The organism is Nonomuraea sp. NPDC049655, assembly GCF_044465465.1.
Classification (GTDB): Bacteria; Actinomycetota; Actinomycetes; order Streptosporangiales; family Streptosporangiaceae; genus Nonomuraea.
The window spans coordinates 180,906-206,720 of the sequence record NZ_JBITLS010000012.1; the positions used below are offsets into that span (position 1 = coordinate 180,906).

The window sequence follows — 25,815 nt, forward strand, 5'->3', positions numbered from 1 at the left end:
CGTACAGACCTCGACCTGACGACGGACGCCGCAGCCACGGCACCCGAACGGGCTACGGGAGCGCCGGCCGCAGTCGGCGCATTGGAAGCGAGCCATCAGGCGGCCACCTCCCGCAGGTCGCGGAGCTCCTCGATGGTCAGGCCGGCCCAGACGCCGGCCTCGGGAACCACGGCCAGCGCGTACGCCAGGCAGGCCGCGCGGGCCGGGCACTCGGCGCACAACGCCTTGGCCTTCGCCTCGCGGGCCTCCCGGACGTCGTCCGGCTCGGGCTCGAACAGGTCAGGGCCGGTGAAGAGCTCGGCGTCGTCGCTCTCGCAGGCCGGGTCGGCGTTCACCAGAACGTCGCGAAGGTCGGACAGCTGCTCGTCGCCCCGGCTGGTGGTCACCTCGTTCATCGGCGGACCCCCAGCAGGGTGGCGAGGGCCTCGGCGACGGCGAGCTGGTGGCAGGACGGGCAGATCGGCGGAGTGGGCGCCTCCTCGGCCGGGTCGATCTCCTCGGCGCCACCGCAGACGAGGCAGGTCCATTGGATGGCTGACCAGGTGACGGCCCGCATGGGCAGGTCGAGGTCGGACGTGGGCTGTGTGTTGTTGGACCCGTGGGTCATAGTTGAGACACCTCTTCTAAGGGGTGCCGGGGCGCGGATCGGGTTTGGCGACTTTGGGCCGCGCCCCGGCTTCTTCCGTTTGGTGTGGTTCAGCCGAGTCCGTCGCTGAAGACGGTCAGGGCTTGGGCGATCTTCTGTACGGCGTCCACGGTGGTGTTGACGGCGACCGCGGCCTTGTGGGGCTGAGTGACCACGAAGAAGGCCGCGATGATCATCAGCACCGTGGGCAGGAAACGGCGGGGTCGGAGAGCAGGCATCGGGCGATGGTCCCTTCTGGTCGTCGCGAAGCCTGTTTCTCCTGGTGGCAGCCCCTCTCATGAGAAAAGCTGTCCTGTACAGGTATAGAACAGGCTTGGCAGGTCCGTCAAGGTCCTTTCGGGACCCGCCGTGTTCGTGGCACCAGAAAACCGCGCAGGTCAGGGGGTACGGCAGCGTTCAAAAGACGGTGCAATTGAGCGAAGGGGGGTGCACTACGACCCGGAGGGGGTGCAAACTGTCTGCGACATCGTGATCACCCAGGGTTGTGAAGCCGTTGCGCGACGGGAGTGCCATGAAGCTCCGAGAGCCGAATCACCAGCTCGCGGCGGTCATGGCGAGAGCCGCATGCTCGAATAAGGCCCTGGCGCGACGGGTGCAGGACGTGGCCGCGACTCACGGCGCCGACATCCGCTGCGATCACGTGTCGGTGAAACGCTGGCTGGACGGAATGCACCCCCGCGGACTCACCCCGCACTTCATCGCCGAGGCCCTCGGCCGCAAGCTGGGCGAGCGAGTCAGCGTCCGCGACATCGGCATGATGTACGCCGAGGCGACGCCCTTCGTCGTCCCCTCCCAGCAGCAGGCCGGCGGCTTCGCTGACGATGTGGCGGTCCTGATCTCAGGAGATCTGTCGTCGAACCCCCGCGTGGTGGAGAGCGAGGTGTCCCCCAACACCTGGAACGACTCCATGGTCACGTGGCTGGTGACACCTGAAGGCTCAGTACGGTCGTGCGCCGAAGGCCGCCTGATCACCGCGGGCTGCGTCGAAGCCGTCCGAGAGACGACCGCCCTGTTCGCCAAGCTCGACTATCGGTTCGGCGGCGGACATGCCCGCTCCACGGTCGTCCAGTACATCGCCATGGAGATCGAGCCACTGCTCAAGCACGTACGCCCGGACACGACGCTCGGCCGGCAGTTCCTCTCGGAGACGGCGGCCATGCTGCGCCTGGCCGCCTGGATGGCCTACGACACAGGGCTGCACGGCTTGGCCCAGCAGTACATGACCAAGGCTCTCATGCTGGCCCGCGAGGCTGGCGATCGAATGCTCGGCGGCCGCATCCTGGCCGGGATGAGCCACCAGGCCAACTACCTGGGCCACTACGGCATGGCGGCGAACCTCGCCAGATCCGCCCGCATGGGCGCCGAAGGCGCGTCCACTCCGACGGCCATGGCCCTGTTCAACGCGATGGAGGCTCGCGCGCTCGCCTCCCAAGGCGACCAGGTCGGCTGCAGTCGTGCGCTGGGTGAAGCCGAGCGATGGTTCGAGCGCCGGAATCCCGAGGACGACCCGGTCTGGCTCAGATACTTCGACGAGGCCGAACTGGCGGCCGAGTTCGCACACTGCTTCCGAGACCTGGGACAGCACCATCGAGCAAGAGACCAAGTGCTGGAAAGCGTGAAGCTCTCGGAGAGCCTCTACGTGCGAAGCCTGTCGTTCGTGCGAACCATTCTCGCCACGAGTCACGTGGCAGGGGGCGATCTGGAGCAGGGCATCGCCGTGGCTCGAGAGGTTGTAGCCACGGTGGCCGACCTCCGGTCAGCCCGCACCCGCCGCTATGTCCGGGAGTTCATAGGCCAGCTCGCCCGCTTCCAGAATGATCCGCTGGTACGGGATTTCAGGACCTACACCGAGGCGTCGCTGACACGGGCACGTTCAGAAGCCGTAGCAGCAAGATGACCCCACGAACTGCAGGCAGAGCCAGCGCTCGGGGGTACGCCGACGTCCAAAGTCGCAACGGTGAGATGCACTCAGGCGCTAATTGTGACGCCGCTACGCGTGTGTCAACCCCATCGCGTCGATCATGAAGTATCCATCGTGCTTGCCGCATCGGGCTGGCGGTGGACCGGCGAAGCGGTAAGACGGCGTGAAGTTCGGCAAGATCCAGGTGCCGCCACCCTTGAGAGCGTCTCCATCTAGAAAACGCCCTACTCCTGGTAGCGTGACGCCGCGTCTTCCGCCGGCACGAATGGGCACAGCGCTTTTCGGCCACATGGGAATCACTGTCCGTGTGCGCCGCTCATCTTTTGCAACCATAACCAGGCAGGATTCTCCATCGATCCATTCCAGCCGTGCCTTCAGAGGCATCAACTGGCTTCCGTTGCCCTCCTGAACGAGGATCGCGGGATCAGTGCCGACCGTCCAACGACACAACTGAGTAGAACATTGCCGCTCCAGTGTGGTGCTGACGACGGGGGATTTCTGTGCGAGAAGAGAGTCGGACGTGCATGCCGACGTGGCTGCGACGACGACAACGAAAGTAGCGACCATTGAGTGCTTCATGGTGACCTCCGTTGCCAAGGCGGCGAGGACAATCGGGGCGATGGCCAGGCCGTCCGACCGACCTGGCCATCGTAGGACTACTGGCTGTTGGCAAGTGTCCAAACGTGGAAATTGAGGGCGAGAGGCAGATTCTCCACGTGAGTCAAAGCGCAACCTGTGGTGGTGGAGTTGATGTAGCCCCTGCCGTAGAGAATGCCGTAGGCATTTGCATCCCCGAACCAGAACGGGCTGCCGCTGTCGCCGTGCCAGCAGGAGTTTGACGTTGCGGGGATGTCGGTGACGGTCATGTCGCTGTACACCCCTGTCGCATAACCCAACCGGCGAACCTTGCCGCACGTGCGGCCAGTGAGGGAACCGAACTTGCACACCGAGTCTCCGACCACTGGGCCTGGGTCCTCATCTTCGACGTACGCCTTGCAGCCTCCGGCGCAGTAGAAGGTTCGTGTCAGTGTCAGCGTGCTGGGGGCATAGGCGGCCAGGTCGCCGTAGGTGCTCTGGTAGAAGCTGTAGAGGCGCGTGGTGTCGCAGTTCCCGCCGTCGCCGGACTGGTTGCAGTAGGTCCTGACCTCTGTGGATGCGCAGTGCCCTGCGGTGCCGTGCCGTCTGTTGTTGTAGTCGCTGAGCCTGACCAGGTTGAAGCCGGAAGTGCAGCTTCCTAGCGTGCCTCCGCCCCGGATGTAATTGTCGTATGGGGTCGCCATCGGGCCGGCAGCCTGCTCAATGTTGACCTTGATGGCAGGGTTGGCCACTGCTGAAGTGGCGATCGCGCGGAGAACGTCGGCTTTGAGTGACGTCCGTGCCGTGTCCGAGGGCACCACCAGGGAGTGCACGGTGCCCGTCCTGGCGTCGTAGAAGCTTGCAATGTCCTTGAGCGATGGATCACTCCTCAGACTCCGGTGGACGCGCTCCTTGGCTTGACGCAGCTCGATCTCCGAATAGCCGAGCTGACCTTGCAGCTCCACCTGCATCGGCAAGGACCTGACCTTGGTCGCGACCTCCGCCGGAATCGCTGATTTGAAGCCGATCCAAACGCTTCGCCCGTCGTCGGACCGCTCGACGCCGGACCACTCAGTGGCGTAGGTTCGCCGCAGTTGAAGGATCGCCTTCTTACTGCTCGGCCATGCTCCATCCCGGTCGATGGCTTCGCTGAGGGAGATCCCTTCGGACTCCGCCTGCCCCTTCAGGCTCGTCATGATCTCGACGACGGTCAGGTCATCGATCTTGACGTTCGGGTAGGTCACCGGTCCATCCGGCCGATTCGCCGTTGCAGCAAGGTCAGTCTTCTGCTTCTGATCAGCGTAGGACTGAATCGCCTGTTCCAGAGTGATGCCCTTGGCCCTCGCCTGCCGCTTGAGCCGCTCCAGCGTGGGGCGCTGGACCTTCGGCTGCTGATCGACGGTGAACACGACCGTTGTAGCAGGTTCGGGTGCGGCCTGAGCTGGAGTGGCGTCGAGGCCGGTGAGAATCAGGAGGCCGGCGGCTGCGGTGAGAGCGAGTCGGGAGCGGCGTAAGTCACCTAAGTGAGAGGATCGCATGATTAGGATCGTTCATGATGATCTCGCTGCACACAATAACCGGTGCGAGGCTTTCCAGATGCATACCGCTATTCGCTATACAGCACGCGATAGTTTTGTTCTGCACAAGTAGATATCCAGCAAGTTTCGTCTAGGACCGAACGGGATTCAATCTACCATCTCATGATCTCCCGCTAGAAGGGGCGCCAGTCACGAGGCAAGTCATCGTGCACGAGCGAAGCCATACGACGGTCGAACTCGGCTCTGATGTCTGGGCCGTGGTCCACATTCTGCATGAGCCAAGTGGTCATGGTGATCTCGCGAATTCGACGGAGTGTGTGCAGCCCAGGCCACTCTGCTATATCGAAGCCATAGGCGTCCACAGCCTGCGTGTACTCCTCAGGGCTGAGCCAGCGGAAGCCCTGGAAAGGAACCCCGATGGCTGTACTGAGGTCCCATTCGCGGGGGCCGAAAGCGAACCTCTCGAAGTCGAGAATGATCACGTTCCCGTCTGTACGGCGTAGCAGGTTGCCCTTGTGAGCGTCGCCGTGGATGTGGCCGGCGGGCAGCGCGAACTCCAGAGCGTTGTATTCGGCGTAGAGCTCCTTGATGCGCCGACGCAGGAACTCGATGTCCCATTCTGAAACGCTCGGGGCGCAGTTCAAGCGGTCCTCTACGCGACCCAACGGGTCGAACAAGGGCAAGACCAGGCCCACCGGTTTGGGTAGGGCGTGGAGCTCTCTCAGCATCGCTGCCAAGTCCCCGAAGCCCGGAGAGGGGCCATCACTGTCCACGTGCTGCCAGAACGTCACCACGCGGCCCTCTTGGATGAGTGCCTGGGGACAGTCAGGGAGGAGCTTCACGCTCGGGAAGTCGACCGCTTCCAGCCAGCGCGCGATCGCGACCTCCTTCCGGACGTCACTCAGGAGATCCACACTGCGAGCGATTCTCACCACCACCGGAGCGGATGCGAGGCGGAACAGGATGTTCTCCCCCACTCGCAGAGGAACCGCGTCCCGGCTGTTCAGTCCGACGTCATGGCAGGCCGCCATCAGCGCCATTTGTGCGTCTTGCAGTGAGAAGCCTCGTGCGGTGTTGGACTCCGTCATGAACTAGCCCTCGCTGTTCCTGTCTGAAGGTGGTGGCTTGGTGGCCACGAACCGGCCCTTGCTGGGGATGACGATGATCAGGCCCTCCTGCTGAAGCAGTTCCAGGGCCTTGCGTACCGTGATGCGTGCCGTGCCGAACCTTGCCGCCAGGACAGGTTCGCCAGGCAGACGGACGTCCGGCGCGAACTCGCCGGCCCTGATGGCCGCGCGGAGCTGGTTCGCCACGTCTTCGTAGCGGGTGCTCGGCTGTACATCCGGCGCGGCCTGGCCTTGCACCTTGCGGCCTCGTCCCATCTGGCTGACGACCAGGCCCTCGCGCTCCAGCTCGGCGAGCGCCTGGCGGACAGTGCCGCGAGCCACGCCGAACTCGGCCATCAAGGCCGTCTCCGACGGGATCATCCCGCCTGGCGGGTACTCCCCCATGGTGATCCGGCGACGGAGATCGTCGGCCATGGTGGCGTACGTGGGCTGAGCTTTGCCTTGCGTCATGGGGCTCCCTTGCGAGCAGCAACAAGACTCAAGGCTAGGACGACAGGGCCTGAGCGGGTTCGCGTGTCTCTTCACAGAGGCCTTCAGGGACATAAGCTCACCTCGCCTGAGAGGAGCTGCGCCCAGATGCGACCCGCCGCCTGACGACGCCATGGGCCGGCGTACGTCACGCGAGGAGGTGCCGTCCGCTCCGTTCGGCGGATTCGATAGCTGCCCCCGCACGCCACTAACTCGTAGACGATCTGCTGGCATGCGCATGTGTAGTCGAGCGTTCGGGACTGCGCCGGCTTGTCTGTCGTCCAGTCGAGGAACGATGTACTGCCGTGGGCGAGGAGTGGTGGGTGCGGGGCGAACCCCGGACATGGCCACGCATCCTTGTCCAGAACCGGAGGCCGAATCGGGACGCCGCCAGAGGCCCTCCCGGTCTTCGTGACTTCATTGCGCGGCATCCATAGCTCCAGCTCTCCGGCCGAGCATCTGGTCAGGACGCCCCGAGACGTCTTCCAGTTCCTGGGCAGCGGGCACCACGGGGAGTTTCGCGGGGCTGGCGGCGGGTTGGCTCATCGGGGGTGCGCCTCCTGCTGCAGGATGTCCCGGTACGGCTCGCCGAACCAGATCTTGAAGTCGGCCGCGGCATCGGCGGGATTGTCGCTGGAGTGGACGAGGTTGCGGATGAGCCGCCCCTCGGCAGCGGCCTTCTCAGCGCTGTCGTCGCCGTAGAAGCCGCGGATCGTGATGGACGGAGCGCGAGACGGGTCGTAGTGACCGAGCAGGTCCCGTACCTGCTGGGCGGTGTCGTTCGTCTCCCCGCAGGCGAGTGCCACCGTCACGGCGGAGCCGACGTAGTGATCGACGAGGTCGGCACGTACGTCGAACGGAAAGCGATGCCGCAGCTCCAGCATGTCGGCGTAGTGCGCGAGGATCTGCCGGGCGGTGACGACCACTTCTCGGGTCTGGACGATGGTCACAGTGCCGGCGATCCATTGGAGGATCGGACTGACGAGCCCGCGATCCGTCGCATCTGGCTTGCACATCACGATCGTCCAGCGGCCCCAACCGCCTGGCGGCTCATCGAAGGTAGGCGCTGCCGTGCCGCCACCTGCGACCGACGCAGGCCACGCTGGGTTGCCGTCGTCCAGGCGGGTCACGAATGGCCGCATCATCCGGCCCTCCACGGGGAATCGGTATGCCGCATTGAGCCGATGCGCGGCTGCCAAGCGCCAGCGTCATCGGCATGGTCACTGCCCAGGTCCAGAAGAGGATGTAGCGCGTCGAACGCGAGGATGCGCTCCCATAGCCCTTGAGGGGTAAGGGCCTTCCGGTAGCCACCGTCCTCCGCCGTTTCGCCGAGATATGCGGCGGTGAACCGCTGGCTGCCGGACTCCCAACGTACGAGCCATTGGCCACCCGCGTGGTGTTGCAGGTGGGCGGCCCACGCCCATCCGAGTTCGTCCGGGACGAACGACAGGTCGCTCGCGAAGGATGGAGGGTCGGTGTTCATGAAACCTCAGCGGATGTCATGGGGACGGAAGCTGATGTTAGAGGCCCATCTGCGGGAGTCGGCCGTCGCTGCGCAGCGAGACGACCGGCGGCGTGTCCGCAGAGGGCGCTTCGCCCTCGTCGACGGCCCACACCTGTGCCTGCCAGACCACTTGGGTGACGCCCTCGTTGGCCGACGTACTCATCGCGGTCATGAGGAAGAGTCGCGCGACGGCGTCGTACCGGTCGGTGGGCAGATCGAGCGTGCCGCTCAGCTGCCATGTCCGGCCGGCATCGCTCGACACGAGAAGAGCGAGCAGCGCCGAACGCCTCGGTAACACGGACGCCTCGGCCGGCTGATGGAGGACGGGGCGGAGGGCCGCGTTGAGGGCCTGCATCGTGTTCTGCTCCTCACGTACGGTGACGGTTCTCTTCCACCTTGGATTCGTACGACTCAGGCGGGAACACCAGCGAGGCAGGCAGTCAAGAGTCAGACCGCGGTCAGATCTCGGTCAGCTAGGCGAGGCCGCGGACGCACCACTATGCGACGATGCGCACAGAGGGAGGCAGCCAATGTCAGACCCGAATCTGCAGTTGCAGCAGGCGCGAGAGCGATTGCCATCCCCTGCCGACCCCGGCGAGCACGCCTCGCGCCAGGAGCTGGCAGACCTGGTCAACGCCTGGTTGTTCGAGAACCACCACCGACACGGCGGCCTGACTCAGGAGTACGTCGGCAAGTTGGAACGCGGCGAAGTGCGCTGGCCCAACGCTCACTATCGGGAAGCGTTCCGTGCCATTCTCGGCGCCGAACGTGACAGGGACCTGGGCTTCAACAGATCCCGACGTGCCAACTCGGTCGTTACCGTGACAGATGTGGATCGCAAAGGCTTCATTCGCACTGCGCTCGGGGCAGCCGCCGCCATCCCCCTCGCCGAACTGGCTCTGCCTGCCCAGGCCATCGCGGCACCGTCCGTCATCCAGCCATCTGACATCGCCGAACTCCGCAACGTCGCCCACGTCTTCACCACCTGGGACCACACCTACGGCGGCGGCCTGGTGCGCGAGGCCGTCGTCGGGCAGCTGCGCTTCGCGGTCGGCCTCCTGAAGCAGTCCCGCTGCCCGTCCAAGCTGCACGCTCCCCTGTACGCCGCAGTCGGCTGGCTGGCCCACGCCGCCGCGTTCATGGCCTTCGACGCCTACGCCCACGAAGACGCCCGCAGAATGTTCGCCCTCGCCCTCACCTGCGCCGAGCAGGCGAACGACTGGCACCTCCGAGCCAAGGTGCTTTCCTCCATGGCCCGCCAGTCCATTTGGTGCGGCGACGCCGACAACGGGCTGACCCTGGTCGAGTTCGCAATGGTACGAGCCGACCGCCTGACCCCGGCCGAACGGGCCATGCTGCGCGGCGCCCAGGCGCGCGCCTTCGCCAAGCTCGGCCGGACACAGGAAGCATTGAAGGCGGTCGCAGATGCGGACACGGAGTACGACCACATCCGCCCCGGCGAAGAGCAACCCTGGATGCGGTACTACGACGCCGCCCAGCACTCTGGCGACACTGGCCACGCCCTGTTCGACCTGGTCATCCTCGACAGGACACCAACCGGCAAGCCGGCCGGCGACGCGATCGACAACAGGTACCTGGGCGAGGCGTCGACGAGGCTGGCAAACGCAGTGGCCGGCCACACCCCGGCCTACGTCCGCTCCCGCGCCATCAGCGGGATCAAACTGGCTTCCCTCACCATGGCGACCGGAGATCCCGAGGAGGCAGCCTCCATCGGAGGCCGAGCCGTCACCGACGCTGGCACCGTGCGCTCCCGCCGCGCCCAGGACGACATGAAGGAACTCGCCAAGTTCTCTCTCCCCCACAAGAACCGGACACCCGTGGCCCTGCTCCGCCACCGCATCCGCGAGGCCGTCCAGACATGACCCAGACCAGCAGCGCCGAGGCAGCCGCCTGGACCGTCCTAGATGCAGCCAGCCGCCGCGCCAGCCTCGACCCGTCCGGTGCCGAGCTGATGCGACTCGGCGAGAACGCCCTCTTCCGACTCCCCGGCGGCATCGTCGCCCGCGTCTCCCGCCCTGGCCAACTCGCCGCCGCAAAACGCGAAGTAGCAGTGGCACGCTGGCTCGAAGCCAACCACGTACCTGCCGTCCAGACACGGCCGGACATCGACCAACCGATCGAGGTCGACGGCCGAGCAGTCACGTGGTGGCAAGAACTCCCACCCCACCGCCCCGGCACGGCGCTCACGGTCGCAACCGCGCTACGCCATCTCCATGATCTCCCACCACCAACCGCCTTCGACATCGGCCGCTTAGATCCGTTCGTACGACTCTCCGAGCGAATCGACCGCGCCTCCACCCTCACCGAGGCGGACCGGACATGGATGCGCACCCACCTGGCCGAGTTGAAGACACGTTACGAAGAGCTACCCAAGGGCCTGCCCGAGACGGTCGTGCACGGCGACGCATGGACCGGCAACGTGGTGACTACCGACGACGGCGAAGCGGTGTTGCTCGACCTGGAACGCTGCTCGATCGGCCCGCCCGAGTGGGACCTGACCTCCACAGCAGTGAAAGCCTTCACACTGGCCGGCATCACCGCCAACGACTACAACACCTTCGTCGGGACGTACGAGCACGACGTCACCCCGTGGCCAGGGTTCGAAGCGCTCAGGGACATCCGCGAGTTCCGCATGACCTGCATGGCCGCCCAAGTGGCCGGTGAGAATCCCCAGTGGCATGACGAGGTGCTGCTTAGACTGGCCTGCCTGCGTGGCGAGCACGGCCCAAGGCCGTGGACCTGGACAGCAGTTCCGTAGTGACCGACTTCTGGTTTCTCACGTCGGCGCTTGGTGCCCCCGGAGCGTCACCGCCACCTCCTCCAGGGTGCCGCCGAACAACTACTTGAAGTTTCGACTCTCGGCGGTCCCAGAGGACCGCCGCCACTGTAGACGTAGGCCGCCGGGTAGTTTTCGACGTCGGGTTGCGACTCTCGGGCGGTTCCGGAGGACCACCGCCACTCCCGAACGTCGTGGAGTCCAGCTCCTCCGCCTCGTTGCGACTCTCGGCGGTCCCAGAGGACCACCGCCACCGGATGAACCCGCGCTGACAGTGGCGCTGCATGCAGGTTGCGACTCTCGACGGTCCCGGAGGGCCACCGCCACGTGAGCCGGGGCAGGATCTCGCCTTCGTTGTGGCAGTTGCGACTCTCAGCGGTCCCGGACGACCACCAACACCTTGATCGCTGCGGCGTTTTCCTGGCTCCACCGCGCGTTGCGACTCTCGGCGGTCCCAGAGGACCACCGCCACGACCGTCGCGGATCTCGCAGCGGCGTTCGAACGGCATGTTGCGACTCTCGGCGATCCCGGAGGACCACCGCCACCCCCGACGCCGAGATTGACCCCGGCCGGAACTACTGGTTGCGACTCTCGGCGATCCCGGAGGACCACCGCCACTGCCCATCCAGGCGTCGCCCTCGGTCGAGTTCGAGTTGCGACTCTCGGCGATCCCGGAGGACCACCGCCACCCTCGACCGGCATCTGCGCCCGCGCCTCCGGTTGGTTGCGACTCTCGGCGATCCCGGAGGACCACCGCCACCTGGATCACCCGCAAGGGCACCGAGTACCCCTGCAACGTTGCGACTCTCGGCGATCCCGGAGGACCACCGCCACTGAACGGCGGCTGGCTGCTGCTCGACAAGGCGATCGTTGCGACTCTCGGCGATCCCGGAGGACCACCGCCACCGCTGGCCGGAGTTCGGGCTCGCGCTGCGCAAGTCGTTGCGACTCTCGGCGATCCCGGAGGACCACCGCCACCCTCCAAGACGTGTGGCCAGAGATGGACCCGGCCGTTGCGACTCTCGGCGATCCCGGAGGACCACCGCCACGCCCGCAGCATCGGCCGGGAGGAGGTCAGCATTCAGTTGCGACTCTCGGCGATCCCGGAGGACCACCGCCACGTCCCGTACGCGATCGTTCCGCCGTCGACGCTGAAGTTGCGACTCTCGGCGATCCCGGAGGACCACCGCCACCCGGCCCACAGGTCGAGTGGCAGCATGCCGTCGAGTTTGCGACTCTCGGCGATCCCGGAGGACCACCGCCACCATATGCTCCTGCGTGCCTCTGCGCTCCGTTGCGTGTTGCGACTCTCGGCGATCCCGGAGGACCACCGCCACACGGATCAGCCACCACAACAGCTTGCCGACGATGGAGTTGCGACTCTCGGCGATCCCGGAGGACCACCGCCACGAGCTCGGCCTGACGCCATCCGCTCTCGATGAGGTGTTGCGACTCTCGGCGATCCCGGAGGACCACCGCCACAGCCGCCCGTGCCGTATTGTGCGGCGATCTCATACAGTTGCGACTCTCGGCGATCCGGAGGACCACCGCCACGCCCACCCGATACACCGGCGTGGCCACCGGCAGGTTGCGACTCTCGGCGATCCCGGAGGACCACCGCCACATCGCGGCCGGGATCGACGCGGCCGTTCGGATGCTGTTGCGACTCTCGGCGATCCCGGAGGACCACCGCCACCGCGCGCGTCCGGCGTGGTGACGCTCAGATCAGGGTTGCGACTCTCGGCGATCCCGGAGGACCACCGCCACCGCCTGGCCGCGCCCCTCGTGGCCGCGTGGCTCTGGGTTGCGACTCTCGGCGATCCCGGAGGACCACCGCCACATCCCCCGCTCCGTGGGCTTCTGGAGGGTGGCCATCCAGTTGCGACTCTCGGCGATCCCGGAGGACCACCGCCACCTCCAGCGAGCGCCGGGCGATGAACAGGACCGAGTCGGCGTTGCGACTCTCGGCGATCCCGGAGGACCACCGCCACCGCCTTGCTCGGGGCGACGCCGCGTTGGGAAAGTTGCGACTCTCGGCGATCCCGGAGGACCACCGCCACTTCGTCGCCGGGGCCCATAGCCGGGACGGCCTCAGAGGTTGCGACTCTCGGCGATCCCGGAGGACCACCGCCACGGACCTCGATGTCCTCGCCATCCGCAATCTCAGGAGGTTGCGACTCTCGGCGATCCCGGAGGACCACCGCCACTCGCGGCCTTCTGGACCACCTCCAACGACCAGTGGTTGCGACTCTCGGCGATCCCGGAGGACCACCGCCACCTGGTCAAACCCGACGACCTGCCCACCGTGCTCGCCGTTGCGACTCTCGGCGATCCCGGAGGACCACCGCCACTGGTGATCGGTCGCCTGGGCAAGACCCCCTCCAAGTTGCGACTCTCGGCGATCCCGGAGGACCACCGCCACGGCATCTGATCAGGTCATACGTCTGACAGCGCCGCAAGGTCTAGACACATGAATTCACCTATCAAGCGACATACAGCATCAATCCTCCTTCGGAGCACCTGGCGTGTCGCATGAGCACTACAGGTTCCGAAGCGCGTGGCAGGAATGCCTGAAAGCAGTATGGCCAACGCAACCGACAGCCGACGCTACGCCACGGTCAGAGCGCAACCCCAAGGAGGGGAGCCCAACACCGCGAGGCGACCACATCAGCAGCCGTGATCGTTTCCCAATATCTTCCCACCGAAGGGCGCACCCTCTGACCCCATCTACAAAGATGCAGGCAGAGGGCATGATGGGGTTTCCTTGTCCATCGGACTCCTAAAGCGGGTGCCGCAGGTTCGAATCCTGCCGGGACACTCACCTAGATCGGTATTTCACGCCCCTGACCTGCAGTTCCTTAGCCGCAGGTCGTTTATTCTGTAGACCTCGATAGACAGCTGGCGGTGCCCGCGTGCAGCCGTAAGGCCGCGATCAGGGGCATGCGCGGGATGATTTCGATGGCGTTTCCCCAGTTCAGGCCCTCATTCTCCGCTACCGGGCCTCCGGTACTCGCTACGTCGTCCGGGCACCTGGACGAAGGCCCCACGGGTGATCGTGCCAAATACGCACTGAAGCGTCCCCAAGGGCCGTCTGGGGGCGGGTGTTGTGGCGTTCGGGGCCGAGCTGGTTCTTCAGGGTCCGGATGATCGCCTTGATGCCCTGACGCAGCCAGGCGGGAACCGGCAGGGCGCGTGCAGGCTCGTCTTCGCGGGTCCGCCGGATCAAGTGGCGGCCCAGATCGGCGGCGGCCTTCTCGATGCCGGCTCCGGCGAATCCCTTGTCGCACACAATCGGGCACGGCCCACCGGCTATCTGGTGAACGTGCAGCAGATACAGGGCCTGCTTGCGTTCATCGAGCTCTTTGGGGTGGGCCAGGCTGAAGCCGGCCACCCTGGCGTGCCAGACGCAACGCCGCCGCCGACATGGCCGGTCCCAGTGCACGCAGTTGCCGGTTGTACTGCGACTGGGACGACAGTCTGGGAAACAGATGCCCGATCCGAGAGGGCCGCCATCCGCATCCAGCGGTGTTCGTCATCACATCGCGGCAGCACTTGAGCCACTGCCACGACCAACGCCTCGGCCGGGGGTCAGCACCGGCGGACGGCCCCGCCCGCGAGGCCGTCCCCGCGAAGGCATCACGTGATCGTCCAGATAGCGATAGAGCGCGATCAGAAGAGTGTCCAAGTCTGTCTTCACACACCGCCCATGGACGCCCTTCGTCACGCCCGCAGCCGATTCCCGAATTTCACATCAGCGATCCAGGGCCTTACGAACCGCCCGCTGACGCATCCACGACGAGCCTCGTACGCAGCAGCCCCACCCCCGGTGAACGCCCGGAACCGTCGAATCAGCACCTGGTCCGCAGAAGGCAGACGAGCCGACGACGACGGCAGTCCACCCGCCGCCGCCCGACATGAGCTCATCTCAGTCTCGGAGCCTTTCTGGGAGGCACGTGGCCAAATCTCCCTCGGGTGCTCGCATGAAACACGAAAAGGTCCATGACGCCATCGGCTTGACCCGTCCGGTAGACGCTCCGAGGCCCGGGGAGTATCACGACAACGCCTACCGTGCGGGGGATCGCTACTTCACCGGGTGTCTGTCACTCTCGTGGAAAACCTCGATCACGCAGGTGCCCGGAGCGACGTACGCCTCGTGTTCCTGCTGGTCGCCTATGTCGAAGAACTGGCCAGCCGTCCAGACACGCAGTTCTCCCTCAACCTTCAACTCCACCCGGCCGCTCAGGACGACGCCGAGTTGCGGGCCATGCTGGTGTGGTGGAACAGTGCCGCCGTCGGCGAAGGTCCAGAAGACGACCTGGCCGACGTCGCCACGGACGGTGGTCGCCTTCGCGCCGGGGAAGCTGACGTCAACCTCGGGCAGGTCGTGGATCCATGCGGGGTACACGGTCACCTGCTCTCCGAGAAGAGCCGCTCGTTGCGGATCTTCGCCCATGCCAGGGAGTGCGCGATCCCTTCGGCCAGGCTGTAGCGCGGCTTCCATTCGAGGAGGTCGCGGGCGCGCTCGCTGCGGGTGAAGGCTCCTACGACGTCCCCGGGTCTCCGATCGGTTTCGATCCCGGCCAGCGGCGTCGGCGCTACCTGGTTGAAGGCGTCCAGCAGTTCGCGGACGGTGGTGCCGGTCCCGGTGCCCACATTGATCACCAGCGACGGCTCGCGGAGGAGCGCGTCGAATCTCGACACGGCGGCGATGTGCGCGCCGGCGAGGTCCCAGACGTGGATATAGTCGCGAATGCCGGAGCCGTCACGCGTCGGGAAGTCGGTGCCGGTGATGGTGAACGGCTCGCCCGCCTCCCATGCCTGGATCATCTTGCCCAGGGCGTGGGAGGGATTGCGGATCTGGAGGCCCGTCCGCATTTCGGGGTCGGCGCCGATCGGGTTGAAGTAGCGCAGGGACAGCACCTTCAGCGGTTCTGCGGCGGCGATCTCCGCGAGCATGGCCTCGCAGACGGACTTGGTGCGGGCATACGGGCTCTGCGGGTCGATGCCGGAGTTCTCGTCGACGGTGAAGTCGGCATCCGGCTGGTAGATCGACGCTGAAGAGCTGAATATCAGCTTCTGGCAGCCGTTGCGGATGAGGCTGCCGACGAAGCGCAGGGTCTTGACGACGTTGGCCTCGTAATAGCCCCTCGGGTCGCTGACCGAGTCAGGGACCACGATCAAGGCGGCACAGTGGATCACGACCTCGATGTCCGGGTGCTCCGCGAAGATCGTGTCGACCAGCCGATCGTCGGCTATGTCACCTTCGTAGAAGATCCGGCCGGTCGTGAACTCCCTGCGGCCGGTAATCAGGTTGTCAATGAGCACCGGGACGATGCCCGCATCGAGGCAGGCGGAGGCCACCGTACTTCCAATGAATCCGGCGCCGCCGGAGATGAGGACTTTCATGGGTGCTTCTTTCTGTATGAGTGAATGATTGCCGACATGTCATGTCCGCCGTTTCCATCGGCCGAGGCCAGGGCGAGCTGCAGACTCGCCGCAGCGCTCACGGGAAGGTCTAGTTCGGTCGTAGCCAGCGCATACGACAGGTCCTTGGCCAATAGCTCCAGCTTGCACTCGACGTCGTCGTGGGTGTCGAGCAGCATGTTCCTGCCCTTGCCGCCGGCGATGCCGGTCGCCCAGCCGTACCTCGCCTGGATCTCCAGGACCTGGCCGAGGTCGAGACCCAGCCGGCCGGCCAGGGTGAATGCCTCGGCGAAGGCCACCAGCATCGAACCGGCCAGCATGTTGTTGACAAGCTTGAAGGCGGTGGCCGTGCCGATGTTCTCGCCGAAGTCGTAGATCTGCTCCGTCATCGCCCTCAACATGGGCTCGGCCTCGCGCAGCGCGGTTCGCGATCCGCTGGCGAACATGACCAGGGTGCCTTCGGCCGCACGCGGGCGGCTGCCGGTCACCGGCGCGTCGAGGGGGCGCAGGTCCTGTTCCCGCGCGGCCTCCGCCCACTGCCTCACCCATGCCGGTGAAAGGGTGGAGCATTCCACCACGACCGCGCTGGGGCGGGCGCCGGTCAGCGCGCCGTCCTCGCCAAGCCATACGGCGGCGCTGGCTTCGTCGTCGGCCACCATGGAGATGATCATGTCAGCGCCGTGCGCGGCCTCGCGTGGGGTCTCCGCCCGCATCGCGCTCGATGGGGCCACCGCGTCGAGCCGGGCGGGGGTGCGGTTGAACAGCCGGAGCTCGAAACCGGTCAGGTGCAGGTGGTGGATCGTGCTGCTCGCCATGACGCCCGCGCCGAGGATGGCCACGGTCGGTTCAGCCCGCATGGCGGATCACCACATAGTCTGCGCAGTGGCGCACGCCGAAGTTGTGCGCGCTCAGCAGCCGGTAGTAGTCGCGCCTGAGAGTGAAGAGATCTTCCGTGATCCTGGCCGGGGCCTGTGCCGACAGGCTGGCGAGGCGATCCGCGGCCCGCAGCGACGCCTCTTCCTCGGCGATGTCCCTCCTGCTCGCGCGCTGCCAGATCCGGGACAGCAGACTGATGGCTGTTGCGTCGCCGGTCTCCGCGATCACATGCGCGAGTGGCATGGACATCTGGTAGCTGTTCATCAGCCCGTCGAACTCGTCGATCCGTGCCTCGATCGCTCCGAGCAGCCCGGCCGTGTCCAGTCTGGCTGAAGGTCCGAGGAAATAGGCCGCCGCGCACGCAACGAGTCGACGGTGTCCGCCCGGCAGATCCGGCTTGAGCCCGAGTTCCCTGGCTTTGATCAGCGCGTCGATCGTATCCCGGTCCACGATTGGCGAGAGCAGTTCGCCGTGTCGACGGATGTCGCCGTAGGCTACCGGGCCGGTCAGAGCCGGCGAGAGCGCGCACCTGAGCCCTTCGAGGGCGAGCTTGGTAGCGATGTCGCGGGAGTCGTTCTGCAGGAGCCCGGCGAAGAAGGCGTTGCTCATCGCGTGGACGAATACCTCGAACATCTCCTGCGGCGGTGCCGATCGCCCGCCTATGGCGGGGACAGCCAGCTGCTCGACGATCGGGTCGGCGAGCGCAGCGAGCAGGTCATGGCCGAACATGCCGCGCACCGACGGAAGCCGGTCGAGTTGGACAGTGAAGACCGAGGTGTCGATCAGGGGAAAGCCCGCTTGCAGCGCGTCCTTCAGCTTGGCCTCGATGAGCAACCCCTCAGCCCGGCTCTCGGTGACCAGGACGAGGTCGACGTCCGAGCCAAGCGTGCAGGCGCCGCCACCGGTCACCGCGGGCTCCCGGCGGGCCAGCGACCCGGAGATGTACAGGTTGCGTGGGGATCCCGGGATGTCCAGCAGGAGCTGCCGGGCCTCGGCACGGTAGTGATCCAGTTCCCGGCTCACCGTCCGTCTGGCTGTCGCGGGCACGAAACATGAGTGGGCGAACCAGTCGGTGCTCACTTTCTCCCCTCCATGACGAGTGCTGTGATCTCGGCGCAGGTCGCGAGGGGCAAGCGGGCGATCAGCCGCAGGCAGTCCGCGAAGGCCTGGAGGAACGCGGCGGCGCCGTCCTCTGTCCATGCCTCGTCTTCCCACTGCATGAACAGGTGCGGGGCGGGTCCGTTCACATTTGCCCATACCCCCACGCCTGGCCGGAGCGACGGGACGAAGGTGTCGTCGACTCGCGAGACCTCCAGGCCGTCCAACGGGAGCGGGTCTTCCGCCCACCAGTTCGTGTCGAGGTAAAGCCACGGACGCCAGCGCAACCCCGCCTCGCGCCCCGGCTGCAAGTGCGCAACGAGCAGCGGTAGCGGGATGAGGTGATCGATCGTGTCGAAGACGGTGTCACGGGCGGCGGCGAGGAGATCCCGGGAGGTGCTCCCCGAGTCGATCCGGGTCCGGAAGACACCCAGGTTGGAGAACCAGCCGATGGCGCTGTCCGCCTCTTGGGTCGGCAGGGACACCGGGCCCACTACACCCACCACGGTCCGGCCGGTGGTGGCGAACACCGCCAGCTGCAGGGCAGTGAGCACGCCGATATGCAGGCTGGCCGCGTTGGCCGCGCAACAGCGGCGCAGGTCGTCGACGACTTCGGGGGTTACAGGGAGTGTCAGGCACGCCGCCCGTTCGCGGCCGCGGGCGGGCTCGCGCATCCCGGCGAGCCTGATCTCAGGCACGGCCTCCAGCGGGTCCAGCCGCCTACGCCAGAATGCCAGCCGCGCCTCCAACCCGGCTCCGGCCAGATCCATCCGTTCGCGTTCTGCCCAGGTGAAGAAGTCAGGAGCGGACTCACCGGCCGGCCGGCCGGTGTTATAGGCGGCGGAGATCTCCGCCAGGACGCGGTCGAAGGACTGCCCGTCGCACACGAGGTGCTCAGCAGTCAGGACGAAGCGGGCGCTCGTCTCCCCCGACCACACCAGCAGCCCGCGCAGCTTGTAGTCGCCCTCCAAGTCGAAGAGCCTGTCCATCTCGGCCTTCGTCAGCTCGTCGAGCCCGAGGGCACTGTCGGCGAGCTGTATCTCCCGCAGCACCTCGTCCGGCGCCTCGGCGGGCAGCACCCGCCCATACGGCTCGCCGTCCACCTCACGATGGAAGGTCGTCCGCAGCGCGGAGTGCCGTCGGATCACCCCCTGTACGGCACGCCGCAATGCCAAGGCCGAGACGGGCCCTTCGAAATCGAAGGCAGTAGCGACATGGTGTGCCTCCCGCTCGCGCCCCGCGAACACGGTGGCGTCCCGTTCGAGACGCCGGATCTGGTTGTACGACAACACGATCCGGTCAGACGCCATGAGGTCCCTCCTCGATCAAGGGATAGGCGCGGCCGCGCGCGACGACCAGGACGATCGCGGCGAGGCGGGTAAGGTCGCCCAGGGGGTTACCGGCAACGAGCACAAGATCGGCGGCTTTGCCCGGCTCGATCGTGCCGACGGTGGCGCCGAGGCCGATGGCCTCGGCCGTGACCGAGGTGGCCGTCTCGATGATGTCGAGCGGGCTCATCCCGAGGTCCAGGAGAGGAAGCAGGCTCGCCGCGTAGGAGTCGAATGGCGTGTTCCGTATGCCGGCGTCGGTCCCGGTGATCAGCGCCACGCCGAGCGCGCGCATCGCGGTGAGGTGCGCCTTCCGCGCGCTCCACGGGACCTTGCCGTCTTCGCGGCAGGAGTTGGGGCTGAGGGTCGGGCACACCGCGGCGCCGTTCCCTGCCAGCAGCGCGGCGCTCGCCTCGACGAAGCGGAGCGCGCCCTGTTCGAACCAGGTGCAGTGCTCCACCGTCCGGACGCCGGCCGCCGCCGCGATCTCGATCCCCTCCGGAGAGTGGGCGTGCGCTGCCACGGGGAGGCCGAGCCGCCCGGCCTCGGTGACGGCGTGGGCCACCAGGTCGGCGGTGAACTGGGGCCGGTTGGGATCGGAGCCGACGGTCATGAAGCCGCCGGTTACCATGATCTTGATCCAGTCGACGCCCTCGGCGGCCATGGCCTGGATGGCACGGGAGAGGTCCGCAGCACTCGTGCAGGTGGCGCCCATCACTGCGCAGTGCCCTCCCGGACTGGTCAACGGCCGACCGGCGACGGCGAGGCGAGGCCCCGGCGCCTTGCCCGTGGCCAGCAGCTTCTTCACCTCGGTGGCCAGGCTCGCTGGAGCGCCCAGGTCCCGAGCGGTGGTCACCCCGCTCATCAGCAGTGTGCCCGCGTTGCGCACCATGAGGGCGGCAAGCTCGGCTCCTGACCGTTCCTCCATCGTGCCGATGGGGTGACTACCGGCGTCGAGGGCGAGGTGGACGTGTGCGTCCACGAATCCGGGCATCAGGGTCCCGCCGGGAAGGTCCACCACGGGGAGCAGCGGGAGCCCATCGCGCGGCCCCACCCATTCGATCATCCCCTCGTTCACGATGACGGCGCTGTCAGGGAGGACCTGCCCCCCTGCGCCGACAATCGTCCGGGCGGCCGCGAGGGCGTAACGGGCACCGAAGTCAGCTCTGTACGGCATCGCGCTCCCCCAGATCAGCGGGTGCATAGAGGCACCAGACCATGGTGGGCTGGAACACGCGGACGATTCGCAGGCTGGGGAATCGCTCGACCACATCGACAGAGCCCACGCAGGCGTGCACAGTGCCTTCGCCGGCCAATTGGACAGCCTCTGGCTTGGAGCGGACGAACCGGGTCGCGTGGGCGGGCAGGTGTTCGCGGGCGAATCTCCAGGTGGCCGAATGTAAAGCCACGACGTGCGGTCCGGCCTCGGTGGCACGCTCGCGGTTGACGGCGATGCACAACGGGCGAATCTTCCCGTGCCACACATGCGCGAGCCGTAGCTGCGGCTCGTAGCGGAAGTGCAGGTCGACCCAGGTGTCTCCCATGCCGCCGCCCTCGCGATCCACGTATCCCGCGGGGATGAGCGCCAGGGTCTCGTTCGCGAGCGCGTAATCCATGGCGTGGGGAAAGGACGGCTGTAGGACGACCTGCGAAAAGTGCCGCCGGGCTTCGCGCTCGGAGTCGGTGCCCGCCGGCCCCAACGTGGCGATCGGCCGTTCCACGGCGTGGGGTAAAGCTACGTCAGACAATGCCACGCTGGCACTCCATTCGTGGGACTACCAAGATCAAACGGGCGGTACCATATCACGCTGTAATGCTGTACACATTATGTGGAATTCAGTATTCGCCTCTGCGTGAGGTGGGCACGGAAGGGAATCCGATGGCTGTAGGCCAGTTCGTCGTCGTCCGCAATGACGAGGGGCGTCACGCCTTATGGGCGGCCAATACGGCCCCACCCCCAGGCTGGCGTCCGTCAGGCGTGACCGGCCCGGCTGAGGAGTGCCTGGCTCACGTGGACGCCCTCTGGACGATGACGCGTCCCACTCCGCAATCCGCCCCCGGAGAGACCGTCATCTCACTCTTCGAAGACCAGGTAGGGTCGACGCCTGACCTGATCGCCGTCTCCATCGGTGACGAGGAGGTCTCCTACGCGGAGCTGAGTGCCCGCGCCGACAGTCTGGCCGTGACGCTCAAGGCGCGCGGAGTGGGGCCGGACATCCCGGTGGCACTTGAGATCGACCGCTCGCTGGAACTGGTCGTCGCCATCCTGGGCGTGCTCAAGGCCGGCGGCGCGTACGTGCCGATCGATCCCGGCTACCCGGCCGAGCGCAGAAGCTACATGCGGACCGACTCGGGCGCGCGCATCCTGCTCACCGCCGATGACATCCGCCGCTCCGCCGGTTCCCCGCCCGAGCAGCTCCCCCTGCCCGACCCGGCCGCCTTCGCGTACGTCATCTACACCTCAGGCTCCACCGGCCGGCCGAAGGGCGTCGCCGTGGAACACCGCTCGCTGGTCTCCCGGATCACCTGGATGCGCGAGCGGTTCGCCCCGCGCCCGGGCGACCGGATGTACCAGCACGCCTCGGTCAGCTTCGACGCGCACGCCGAAGAGATCTTCCCCTGCCTCACCTCGGGCGCCACGCTCGTCCTGCCGCCCCAGGGGCAGGACCTGCCTGATCTGCTCGCCGCCGGGATCGACCTGACGGTGCTGGACCTGCCCACTTCCTATTGGCAGGGCTTGATCGGCGTCTCCTGGCCAGAGCGCCTGAGGCTGGTCATCCTCGGCGCCGACCCGCTCCGTGGCGCCGCCCTGACCACGTGGTACGACAGCGTCGGCCGGGACGTCGAGCTGATCAACACCTACGGCCCCACCGAGGCGACGATCATCGCCACGGCCGCCACGCTGAGCCCGGCCGAGGCAGGAGGCAGACCGCCGATCGGGTTCCCGCTCACCGACACCCGGGTCTACGTGCTCGATGAGACGCTGGCGAAGGTCCCGACCGGCGCAGAAGGCGAGCTCTGCATCGCCGGAGCAGGGCTGGCGCACGGCTATCTCAACAACCCCGGGCTCACCGCGCAGCGCTTCGTGCCCGACCCGTACGGACCGCCCGGCACGTACATGTACCGCACCGGCGACCTGGCCAGGACCCGCGAGGACGGCGCGTTGGAGTTCGTCGGTCGCGTGGATGGCCAGATCAAGGTCAGAGGCTTCCGAGTCGAGCCGGGCGAGGTGGAGATCCGGCTGCTGGAGCATCCCGCGGTCAGGCGCGCGATCGTGGTGGCACGGCATGACGCGCTGGTCGCCTACGTGGTCACCGCCGGCGAGGTGACCGGCGAGGAGCTGAAGGTGCACGTCGGAGCGACACTGCCGAGCCACATGGTGCCCAGCGCGGTGAGCTTCCTGGCGGAGATGCCGCTCACCCTGTCCGGCAAGATCGACCGGGACGCGCTCCCCGACCCGTCCGCTCCTCTGGACAGCGCCCTTCCTGCCACGCCCATGGAGGAGAAGATCGCCGCCATCTGGGCGGAGCTCCTGGGCCTGGAGCGAGTCGGCGTGCTGGACGACTTCTTCGCCCTCGGCGGGCACTCCCTCGTCGCCACAAAGCTGGCGGTCTGGCTCACCCCGCTCGCTGGGCGGCACGTCTCGATGCGCGCGATCTTCGACAACCGCACGGTCCGCGATCTCGCCGCCTATGTGGAGGAAGGCGGAGAGCATGTCGGCTGAGGAACGGCTCGGCACCTACGTGGTCAACCTCAAGCGCAGGCCCGACCGCCGCGAGCGGATGACCAGGCAGCTCCCGGCCGAACTGGCGGCCGAGTTCACCTCCGACTGGGACGGCCCGTTCGACGGGGCCGACCTCGATCGCGGACGCCTCGAAGCGCTGGGTGTCGAACTGTTCCCTTGGCAGATCGAATCCCACAACCCCTGGTGGAACCGTACGCTCAAGTACGGCGAGGTCGGCTGCACGCTCAGCCACCTGGCCTGCTGGGAACGCGGGCTGGCGTCCGACGCCTCCGTCTTCCTGATCCTCGAAGACGACGCGATCCTCGTGGACGGATTCCTCTCCCGGCTTCTGGCGGGCATCGAGGCGATCTCCCAGCACGAGCGGATCGGCCTGACCTATCTGGCCCGCTGCCCCATGGAGGCCGACCGCGCCGCCTGGCCGGGATTCGTCCGGCCAGGCTTCAGCTACTGCACGTGGGGCTACCTCCTCGACCGGCAGGCGGCGAGCGCGCTCGTCGACGCTCACGTGGAGAAGGCCGTCATCCCGGTGGACGAGTTCCTGCCGGCGATGTACATGGACCACCCGCGAGCCGACGTCAGAGCCCGATTCCCCAAGGCCATCGATGCCTTGGCCTTCGCCCCCCCGCTGCTCGAAGACCTGTCCGCGGACCTCTCCGACAGCGACACCGAGGCGTCCTCGGCTGCGGAGCGCTAGTGGACTTCTCACGCAGATGGAGCACGGCCGCACCGGGCGTCATCCCTCTGACCATCGCCGACATGGACTTCGCACCCGACCCGGCGATCGTGACCGCGTTACAAGAACGGTTGCGGCATCCGCTGGTCTACCCGCAGCCCTATTCAACCAGCGGTGTCGCCCAGGACATCGGCGACTACTACCGCCGAACCCATCGGGTCGACGTGCCGGTAGAGCGGATCCGAATCTTCGCCAGCACCGCAGCCGCGATGTATGTGATCTTCGATCGGGTGCTGGAGGCGGGTGACGAGGTGCTCTACTTCGCACCCTCCTACCACCACCTTCCCGACTCGGTCACCGCAGCGGGCGGGCGTGCCGTACCAGTGGAGTTGCACCCTTCAGAGGGCTTCGACCCTGAGAAGTTACGGAGCCGGATAGGACCACGCACCAAGGCGGTGCTCATCTGCAATCCGCACAATCCGACCGGGCATCAGTTCTCCCGCGAGCAATTACGCGACCTCGTCGCGGTGGCGGCCGAGCACGACCTGCTGATCGTCGCCAACGAACTGCACTCCCGGCTATCCCACGACGGGGCCTTCGTCCCGCTGAGCTCCGTCGAAGGCGTCTCCCACGACCGCCTCATCACACTGTCCGGCGCCACCAAGTCACACAACCTCTCCGGACTGGGCGGCGCCTTCGCCTTCTCCCTGGGCGAGAGCCTCATCCCACGACTCTGGGCCGAGTTGGCGGGACGGCTGCCGAGTCCCAGCGCGCTGGCCCAGACGGCCCTGTCGTGCGCCTACCGCGAGGACAGCCCCTGGCTGCGAACAACCCTCGACGTGCTCGGCGGCAATAGGCGCATGGTGTCGCGGCAGTTCAGAGAGAACCTGCCCGCAGTGCGTTTCCTGGAGCCCGCGGCCACTTACTTCGCCTGGCTGGACTTCTCGGCCCTGCGGCTGGAGGGCGACGCAGCCGAGGTTGTTCAGGACGCCTGCCGGGTCGCACTCCTGCCGGGTGCCGAGTTCGGCGCTCCCGCCGCCTTCGCGCGGATGACGTTCGCCAGCACGCCGGACACGCTCCAGCTCGCTCTCACCCGGCTCATCGAAGGGCTTTCCCCATGGCATTCGTGACGGTCGACAGCCTCGTCAAGGAGTTCAGACGGCCAAAACGACAGGAGGGTTTCCTCAAGCGCCTGCTGAACAGGGAGTACACCGTAACCCGCGCGGTCGACGACGTCTCCTTCTCCGTGCACGAGGGGGAGCTGCTTGCGCTGCTCGGCGGGAACGGCGCCGGCAAGTCCACCATCATGAAGGCCCTCACTGGTGTGCTGACTCCCACGTCGGGCATGGTCGAGGTGGCGGGACTGACTCCCTGGCGACACCGCAGGGCGTACGTGCCGCGAATCGGCGCGGTCTTCGGGCAGCGCTCGGCCCTGTGGTGGGACCTGCCGCTCATCGACTCCTTCAAGATCATTAAACGGCTGTACGAGATCCCCACCGAGGTCTACGCCGACAATCTCGCGCGGCTCGTGGAACTGCTCGACATGGACTCGTTCCTGCGGACGCCGGTGCGCTCGCTCTCTCTCGGGCAGCGCATGCGGGGCGAGTTCGCCGCCGCGCTGATCCACGAGCCGTCGATCCTCTTCCTCGACGAGCCGACCGTGGGCCTCGACATCGTGGCCAAGCGCCAGATCCGCGCCTTCGTCGCCGAGATCAACCGGACCAAGAAGGTGACGGTGATCCTGACCTCGCACGACATCGACGACATCGAGAACCTGGCCGAGCGGGTCGTCCTCCTCGACGAGGGCGTCGTCGCCTACGACGGCGACCTGCATGAACTGAAGACCCGCTATGCGCCGCACCGAATCCTCACGGTACGCCTGGCCGACGAGTCCGCTGTCACTCTGCGGCGCGCAGAAGTGGGCGTCCGCCAGGACGGACCTGTGGTGGAGGTCAGATTCGATCCCACGACGGTGGCCACCTCGGACCTGATCGACGAGATCAACCGGCATTACAAGATCGCCGACATCACGATCACCGACACCGAACTCGAAGACGTGCTCGCCCGCTTCTACAGCCGCGCGGACGGGTGAC

At 66.7% G+C, this 25,815-nt stretch carries 25 protein-coding genes, 1 pseudogene and 1 CRISPR repeat array; of the genes and pseudogenes, 8 read left to right on the top strand and 18 right to left on the bottom strand.

The annotated features are described in order from the left end of the window. Positions 1-95 precede the first annotated feature (95 nt). The 3 genes from ACIBQ6_RS34695 to ACIBQ6_RS34705 all read right to left on the bottom strand — a co-directional run bounded on the left by ACIBQ6_RS34695 (position 96) and on the right by ACIBQ6_RS34705 (position 864). Positions 96-395, bottom strand: a complete 300-nt coding sequence (locus ACIBQ6_RS34695) for a WhiB family transcriptional regulator (protein WP_397217087.1) — start codon at positions 393-395, stop codon at positions 96-98. Further along, on the bottom strand, positions 392-607 hold the full coding sequence (locus ACIBQ6_RS34700; RefSeq protein ID WP_397217088.1) for a hypothetical protein: 216 nt from the start codon (positions 605-607) through the stop codon (positions 392-394). The genes ACIBQ6_RS34695 and ACIBQ6_RS34700 overlap by 4 nt, the downstream gene beginning before the upstream one ends. Before the next feature lie 89 nt (positions 608-696). Continuing rightward, entirely contained in the window at positions 697-864 is a 168-nt protein-coding gene (locus tag ACIBQ6_RS34705) for a hypothetical protein (protein ID WP_397217089.1), read from the bottom strand. Positions 865-1,157: 293 nt separating this feature from the next. Between ACIBQ6_RS34705 and ACIBQ6_RS34710 the strand changes: the two genes are divergently transcribed. Further along, positions 1,158-2,543, top strand: coding sequence for a hypothetical protein (locus tag ACIBQ6_RS34710; RefSeq protein WP_397217090.1), 1,386 nt, complete (start codon positions 1,158-1,160; stop codon positions 2,541-2,543). Between the two features lie 93 nt (positions 2,544-2,636). Here the strand turns inward: ACIBQ6_RS34710 and ACIBQ6_RS34715 are convergent, their stop codons facing one another. The 7 genes from ACIBQ6_RS34715 to ACIBQ6_RS34745 all read right to left on the bottom strand — a co-directional run bounded on the left by ACIBQ6_RS34715 (position 2,637) and on the right by ACIBQ6_RS34745 (position 8,135). Beyond that, positions 2,637-3,146, bottom strand: a complete 510-nt coding sequence (locus tag ACIBQ6_RS34715) for a hypothetical protein (protein WP_397217091.1) — start codon at positions 3,144-3,146, stop codon at positions 2,637-2,639. A gap of 77 nt (positions 3,147-3,223) precedes the next feature. Beyond that, complete coding sequence (locus tag ACIBQ6_RS34720) at positions 3,224-4,681, bottom strand: S1 family peptidase (RefSeq protein WP_397217092.1); 1,458 nt, start codon at positions 4,679-4,681, stop codon at positions 3,224-3,226. Positions 4,682-4,854: 173 nt separating this feature from the next. Further along, complete coding sequence (locus tag ACIBQ6_RS34725) at positions 4,855-5,769, bottom strand: phosphotransferase enzyme family protein (protein ID WP_397217093.1); 915 nt, start codon at positions 5,767-5,769, stop codon at positions 4,855-4,857. 3 nt (positions 5,770-5,772) lie between these two features. After that, positions 5,773-6,222: a GntR family transcriptional regulator gene (locus ACIBQ6_RS34730; protein WP_397217094.1), complete on the bottom strand. Its 450-nt coding sequence runs from the start codon at positions 6,220-6,222 to the stop codon at positions 5,773-5,775. A 596-nt stretch (positions 6,223-6,818) separates the two neighbouring features. Continuing rightward, positions 6,819-7,406, bottom strand: coding sequence for a nucleoside-diphosphate kinase (locus tag ACIBQ6_RS34735; protein ID WP_397217095.1), 588 nt, complete (start codon positions 7,404-7,406; stop codon positions 6,819-6,821). A gap of 11 nt (positions 7,407-7,417) precedes the next feature. Continuing rightward, positions 7,418-7,759: a hypothetical protein gene (locus ACIBQ6_RS34740; RefSeq protein WP_397217096.1), complete on the bottom strand. Its 342-nt coding sequence runs from the start codon at positions 7,757-7,759 to the stop codon at positions 7,418-7,420. A gap of 37 nt (positions 7,760-7,796) precedes the next feature. Then, on the bottom strand, positions 7,797-8,135 hold the full coding sequence (locus ACIBQ6_RS34745) for a hypothetical protein (protein WP_397217097.1): 339 nt from the start codon (positions 8,133-8,135) through the stop codon (positions 7,797-7,799). Between the two features lie 175 nt (positions 8,136-8,310). Between ACIBQ6_RS34745 and ACIBQ6_RS34750 the strand changes: the two genes are divergently transcribed. Together ACIBQ6_RS34750 and ACIBQ6_RS34755 are read left to right on the top strand one after the other, a co-directional pair. Beyond that, positions 8,311-9,663, top strand: coding sequence for a hypothetical protein (locus ACIBQ6_RS34750; protein ID WP_397217098.1), 1,353 nt, complete (start codon positions 8,311-8,313; stop codon positions 9,661-9,663). Continuing rightward, positions 9,660-10,559, top strand: a complete 900-nt coding sequence (locus ACIBQ6_RS34755; protein WP_397217099.1) for a phosphotransferase family protein — start codon at positions 9,660-9,662, stop codon at positions 10,557-10,559. Before ACIBQ6_RS34750 ends, ACIBQ6_RS34755 begins: the two co-directional genes overlap by 4 nt. Before the next feature lie 90 nt (positions 10,560-10,649). Further along, positions 10,650-13,000: direct repeats of the CRISPR family, unit length 37 nt; unit sequence GTTGCGACTCTCGGCGATCCCGGAGGACCACCGCCAC. A 591-nt stretch (positions 13,001-13,591) separates the two neighbouring features. Here ACIBQ6_RS34755 and ACIBQ6_RS34760 read toward each other — a convergent pair. From ACIBQ6_RS34760 to ACIBQ6_RS34795, 8 genes are all read right to left on the bottom strand, one after another. Then, positions 13,592-13,969, bottom strand: coding sequence for a hypothetical protein (locus tag ACIBQ6_RS34760; protein WP_397217100.1), 378 nt, complete (start codon positions 13,967-13,969; stop codon positions 13,592-13,594). 690 nt (positions 13,970-14,659) lie between these two features. After that, on the bottom strand, positions 14,660-14,989 hold the full coding sequence (locus tag ACIBQ6_RS34765) for a cupin domain-containing protein (RefSeq protein WP_358302829.1): 330 nt from the start codon (positions 14,987-14,989) through the stop codon (positions 14,660-14,662). Then, positions 14,986-15,984 (bottom strand): UDP-glucose 4-epimerase GalE, encoded by a 999-nt coding sequence (gene galE / locus ACIBQ6_RS34770; protein ID WP_397217101.1) that lies wholly within the window; start codon positions 15,982-15,984, stop codon positions 14,986-14,988. The genes ACIBQ6_RS34765 and galE overlap by 4 nt, the downstream gene beginning before the upstream one ends. Further along, positions 15,981-16,859 (bottom strand): NAD(P)-dependent oxidoreductase, encoded by an 879-nt coding sequence (locus ACIBQ6_RS34775; RefSeq protein ID WP_397217102.1) that lies wholly within the window; start codon positions 16,857-16,859, stop codon positions 15,981-15,983. Before ACIBQ6_RS34775 ends, galE begins: the two co-directional genes overlap by 4 nt. Beyond that, complete coding sequence (locus ACIBQ6_RS34780; protein WP_397217103.1) at positions 16,849-17,958, bottom strand: hypothetical protein; 1,110 nt, start codon at positions 17,956-17,958, stop codon at positions 16,849-16,851. Before ACIBQ6_RS34780 ends, ACIBQ6_RS34775 begins: the two co-directional genes overlap by 11 nt. Continuing rightward, entirely contained in the window at positions 17,955-19,286 is a 1,332-nt protein-coding gene (locus tag ACIBQ6_RS34785) for a condensation domain-containing protein (protein WP_397217104.1), read from the bottom strand. Before ACIBQ6_RS34785 ends, ACIBQ6_RS34780 begins: the two co-directional genes overlap by 4 nt. Next, on the bottom strand, positions 19,276-20,508 hold the full coding sequence (locus ACIBQ6_RS34790) for an amidohydrolase family protein (RefSeq protein ID WP_397217105.1): 1,233 nt from the start codon (positions 20,506-20,508) through the stop codon (positions 19,276-19,278). Before ACIBQ6_RS34790 ends, ACIBQ6_RS34785 begins: the two co-directional genes overlap by 11 nt. Beyond that, positions 20,465-21,058, bottom strand: coding sequence for a hypothetical protein (locus ACIBQ6_RS34795; RefSeq protein WP_397217106.1), 594 nt, complete (start codon positions 21,056-21,058; stop codon positions 20,465-20,467). Before ACIBQ6_RS34795 ends, ACIBQ6_RS34790 begins: the two co-directional genes overlap by 44 nt. Positions 21,059-21,183: 125 nt before the next feature. Here ACIBQ6_RS34795 and ACIBQ6_RS34800 point away from each other — a divergent pair. The 5 genes and pseudogenes from ACIBQ6_RS34800 to ACIBQ6_RS34820 all read left to right on the top strand — a co-directional run. Beyond that, a pseudogene (locus tag ACIBQ6_RS34800) lies at positions 21,184-21,309 on the top strand (MbtH family NRPS accessory protein); the annotation flags it as partial. A 6-nt stretch (positions 21,310-21,315) separates the two neighbouring features. Then, entirely contained in the window at positions 21,316-23,028 is a 1,713-nt protein-coding gene (locus tag ACIBQ6_RS34805) for an amino acid adenylation domain-containing protein (RefSeq protein WP_397217344.1), read from the top strand. After that, entirely contained in the window at positions 23,018-23,743 is a 726-nt protein-coding gene (locus tag ACIBQ6_RS34810) for a glycosyltransferase family 25 protein (protein ID WP_397217107.1), read from the top strand. The genes ACIBQ6_RS34805 and ACIBQ6_RS34810 overlap by 11 nt, the downstream gene beginning before the upstream one ends. Next, positions 23,743-24,852 (top strand): aminotransferase class I/II-fold pyridoxal phosphate-dependent enzyme, encoded by a 1,110-nt coding sequence (locus ACIBQ6_RS34815; RefSeq protein WP_397217109.1) that lies wholly within the window; start codon positions 23,743-23,745, stop codon positions 24,850-24,852. Before ACIBQ6_RS34810 ends, ACIBQ6_RS34815 begins: the two co-directional genes overlap by 1 nt. Further along, a complete protein-coding gene (locus ACIBQ6_RS34820) occupies positions 24,840-25,814 on the top strand; it encodes an ATP-binding cassette domain-containing protein (protein WP_397217111.1) in 975 nt (324 codons plus the stop codon). Before ACIBQ6_RS34815 ends, ACIBQ6_RS34820 begins: the two co-directional genes overlap by 13 nt. Position 25,815 lies beyond the last annotated feature (1 nt).

Bases quoted from the DNA above. Each gene is read 5' to 3' on its own strand.
- ACIBQ6_RS34695 (WP_397217087.1), bottom strand. From the start codon at position 395: ATGAACGAGGTGACCACCAGCCGGGGCGACGAGCAGCTGTCCGACCTT.
- ACIBQ6_RS34700 (WP_397217088.1), bottom strand. From the start codon at position 607: ATGACCCACGGGTCCAACAACACACAGCCCACGTCCGACCTCGACCTG.
- ACIBQ6_RS34705 (WP_397217089.1), bottom strand. From the start codon at position 864: ATGCCTGCTCTCCGACCCCGCCGTTTCCTGCCCACGGTGCTGATGATC.
- ACIBQ6_RS34710 (WP_397217090.1), top strand. From the start codon at position 1,158: ATGAAGCTCCGAGAGCCGAATCACCAGCTCGCGGCGGTCATGGCGAGA.
- ACIBQ6_RS34715 (WP_397217091.1), bottom strand. From the start codon at position 3,146: ATGAAGCACTCAATGGTCGCTACTTTCGTTGTCGTCGTCGCAGCCACG.
- ACIBQ6_RS34720 (WP_397217092.1), bottom strand. From the start codon at position 4,681: ATGCGATCCTCTCACTTAGGTGACTTACGCCGCTCCCGACTCGCTCTC.
- ACIBQ6_RS34725 (WP_397217093.1), bottom strand. From the start codon at position 5,769: ATGACGGAGTCCAACACCGCACGAGGCTTCTCACTGCAAGACGCACAA.
- ACIBQ6_RS34730 (WP_397217094.1), bottom strand. From the start codon at position 6,222: ATGGCCGACGATCTCCGTCGCCGGATCACCATGGGGGAGTACCCGCCA.
- ACIBQ6_RS34740 (WP_397217096.1), bottom strand. From the start codon at position 7,759: ATGAACACCGACCCTCCATCCTTCGCGAGCGACCTGTCGTTCGTCCCG.
- ACIBQ6_RS34745 (WP_397217097.1), bottom strand. From the start codon at position 8,135: ATGCAGGCCCTCAACGCGGCCCTCCGCCCCGTCCTCCATCAGCCGGCC.
- ACIBQ6_RS34750 (WP_397217098.1), top strand. From the start codon at position 8,311: ATGTCAGACCCGAATCTGCAGTTGCAGCAGGCGCGAGAGCGATTGCCA.
- ACIBQ6_RS34755 (WP_397217099.1), top strand. From the start codon at position 9,660: ATGACCCAGACCAGCAGCGCCGAGGCAGCCGCCTGGACCGTCCTAGAT.
- galE (WP_397217101.1), bottom strand. From the start codon at position 15,984: ATGAAAGTCCTCATCTCCGGCGGCGCCGGATTCATTGGAAGTACGGTG.
- ACIBQ6_RS34775 (WP_397217102.1), bottom strand. From the start codon at position 16,859: ATGCGGGCTGAACCGACCGTGGCCATCCTCGGCGCGGGCGTCATGGCG.
- ACIBQ6_RS34785 (WP_397217104.1), bottom strand. From the start codon at position 19,286: ATGGCGTCTGACCGGATCGTGTTGTCGTACAACCAGATCCGGCGTCTC.
- ACIBQ6_RS34790 (WP_397217105.1), bottom strand. From the start codon at position 20,508: ATGCACCCGCTGATCTGGGGGAGCGCGATGCCGTACAGAGCTGACTTC.
- ACIBQ6_RS34810 (WP_397217107.1), top strand. From the start codon at position 23,018: ATGTCGGCTGAGGAACGGCTCGGCACCTACGTGGTCAACCTCAAGCGC.
- ACIBQ6_RS34820 (WP_397217111.1), top strand. From the start codon at position 24,840: ATGGCATTCGTGACGGTCGACAGCCTCGTCAAGGAGTTCAGACGGCCA.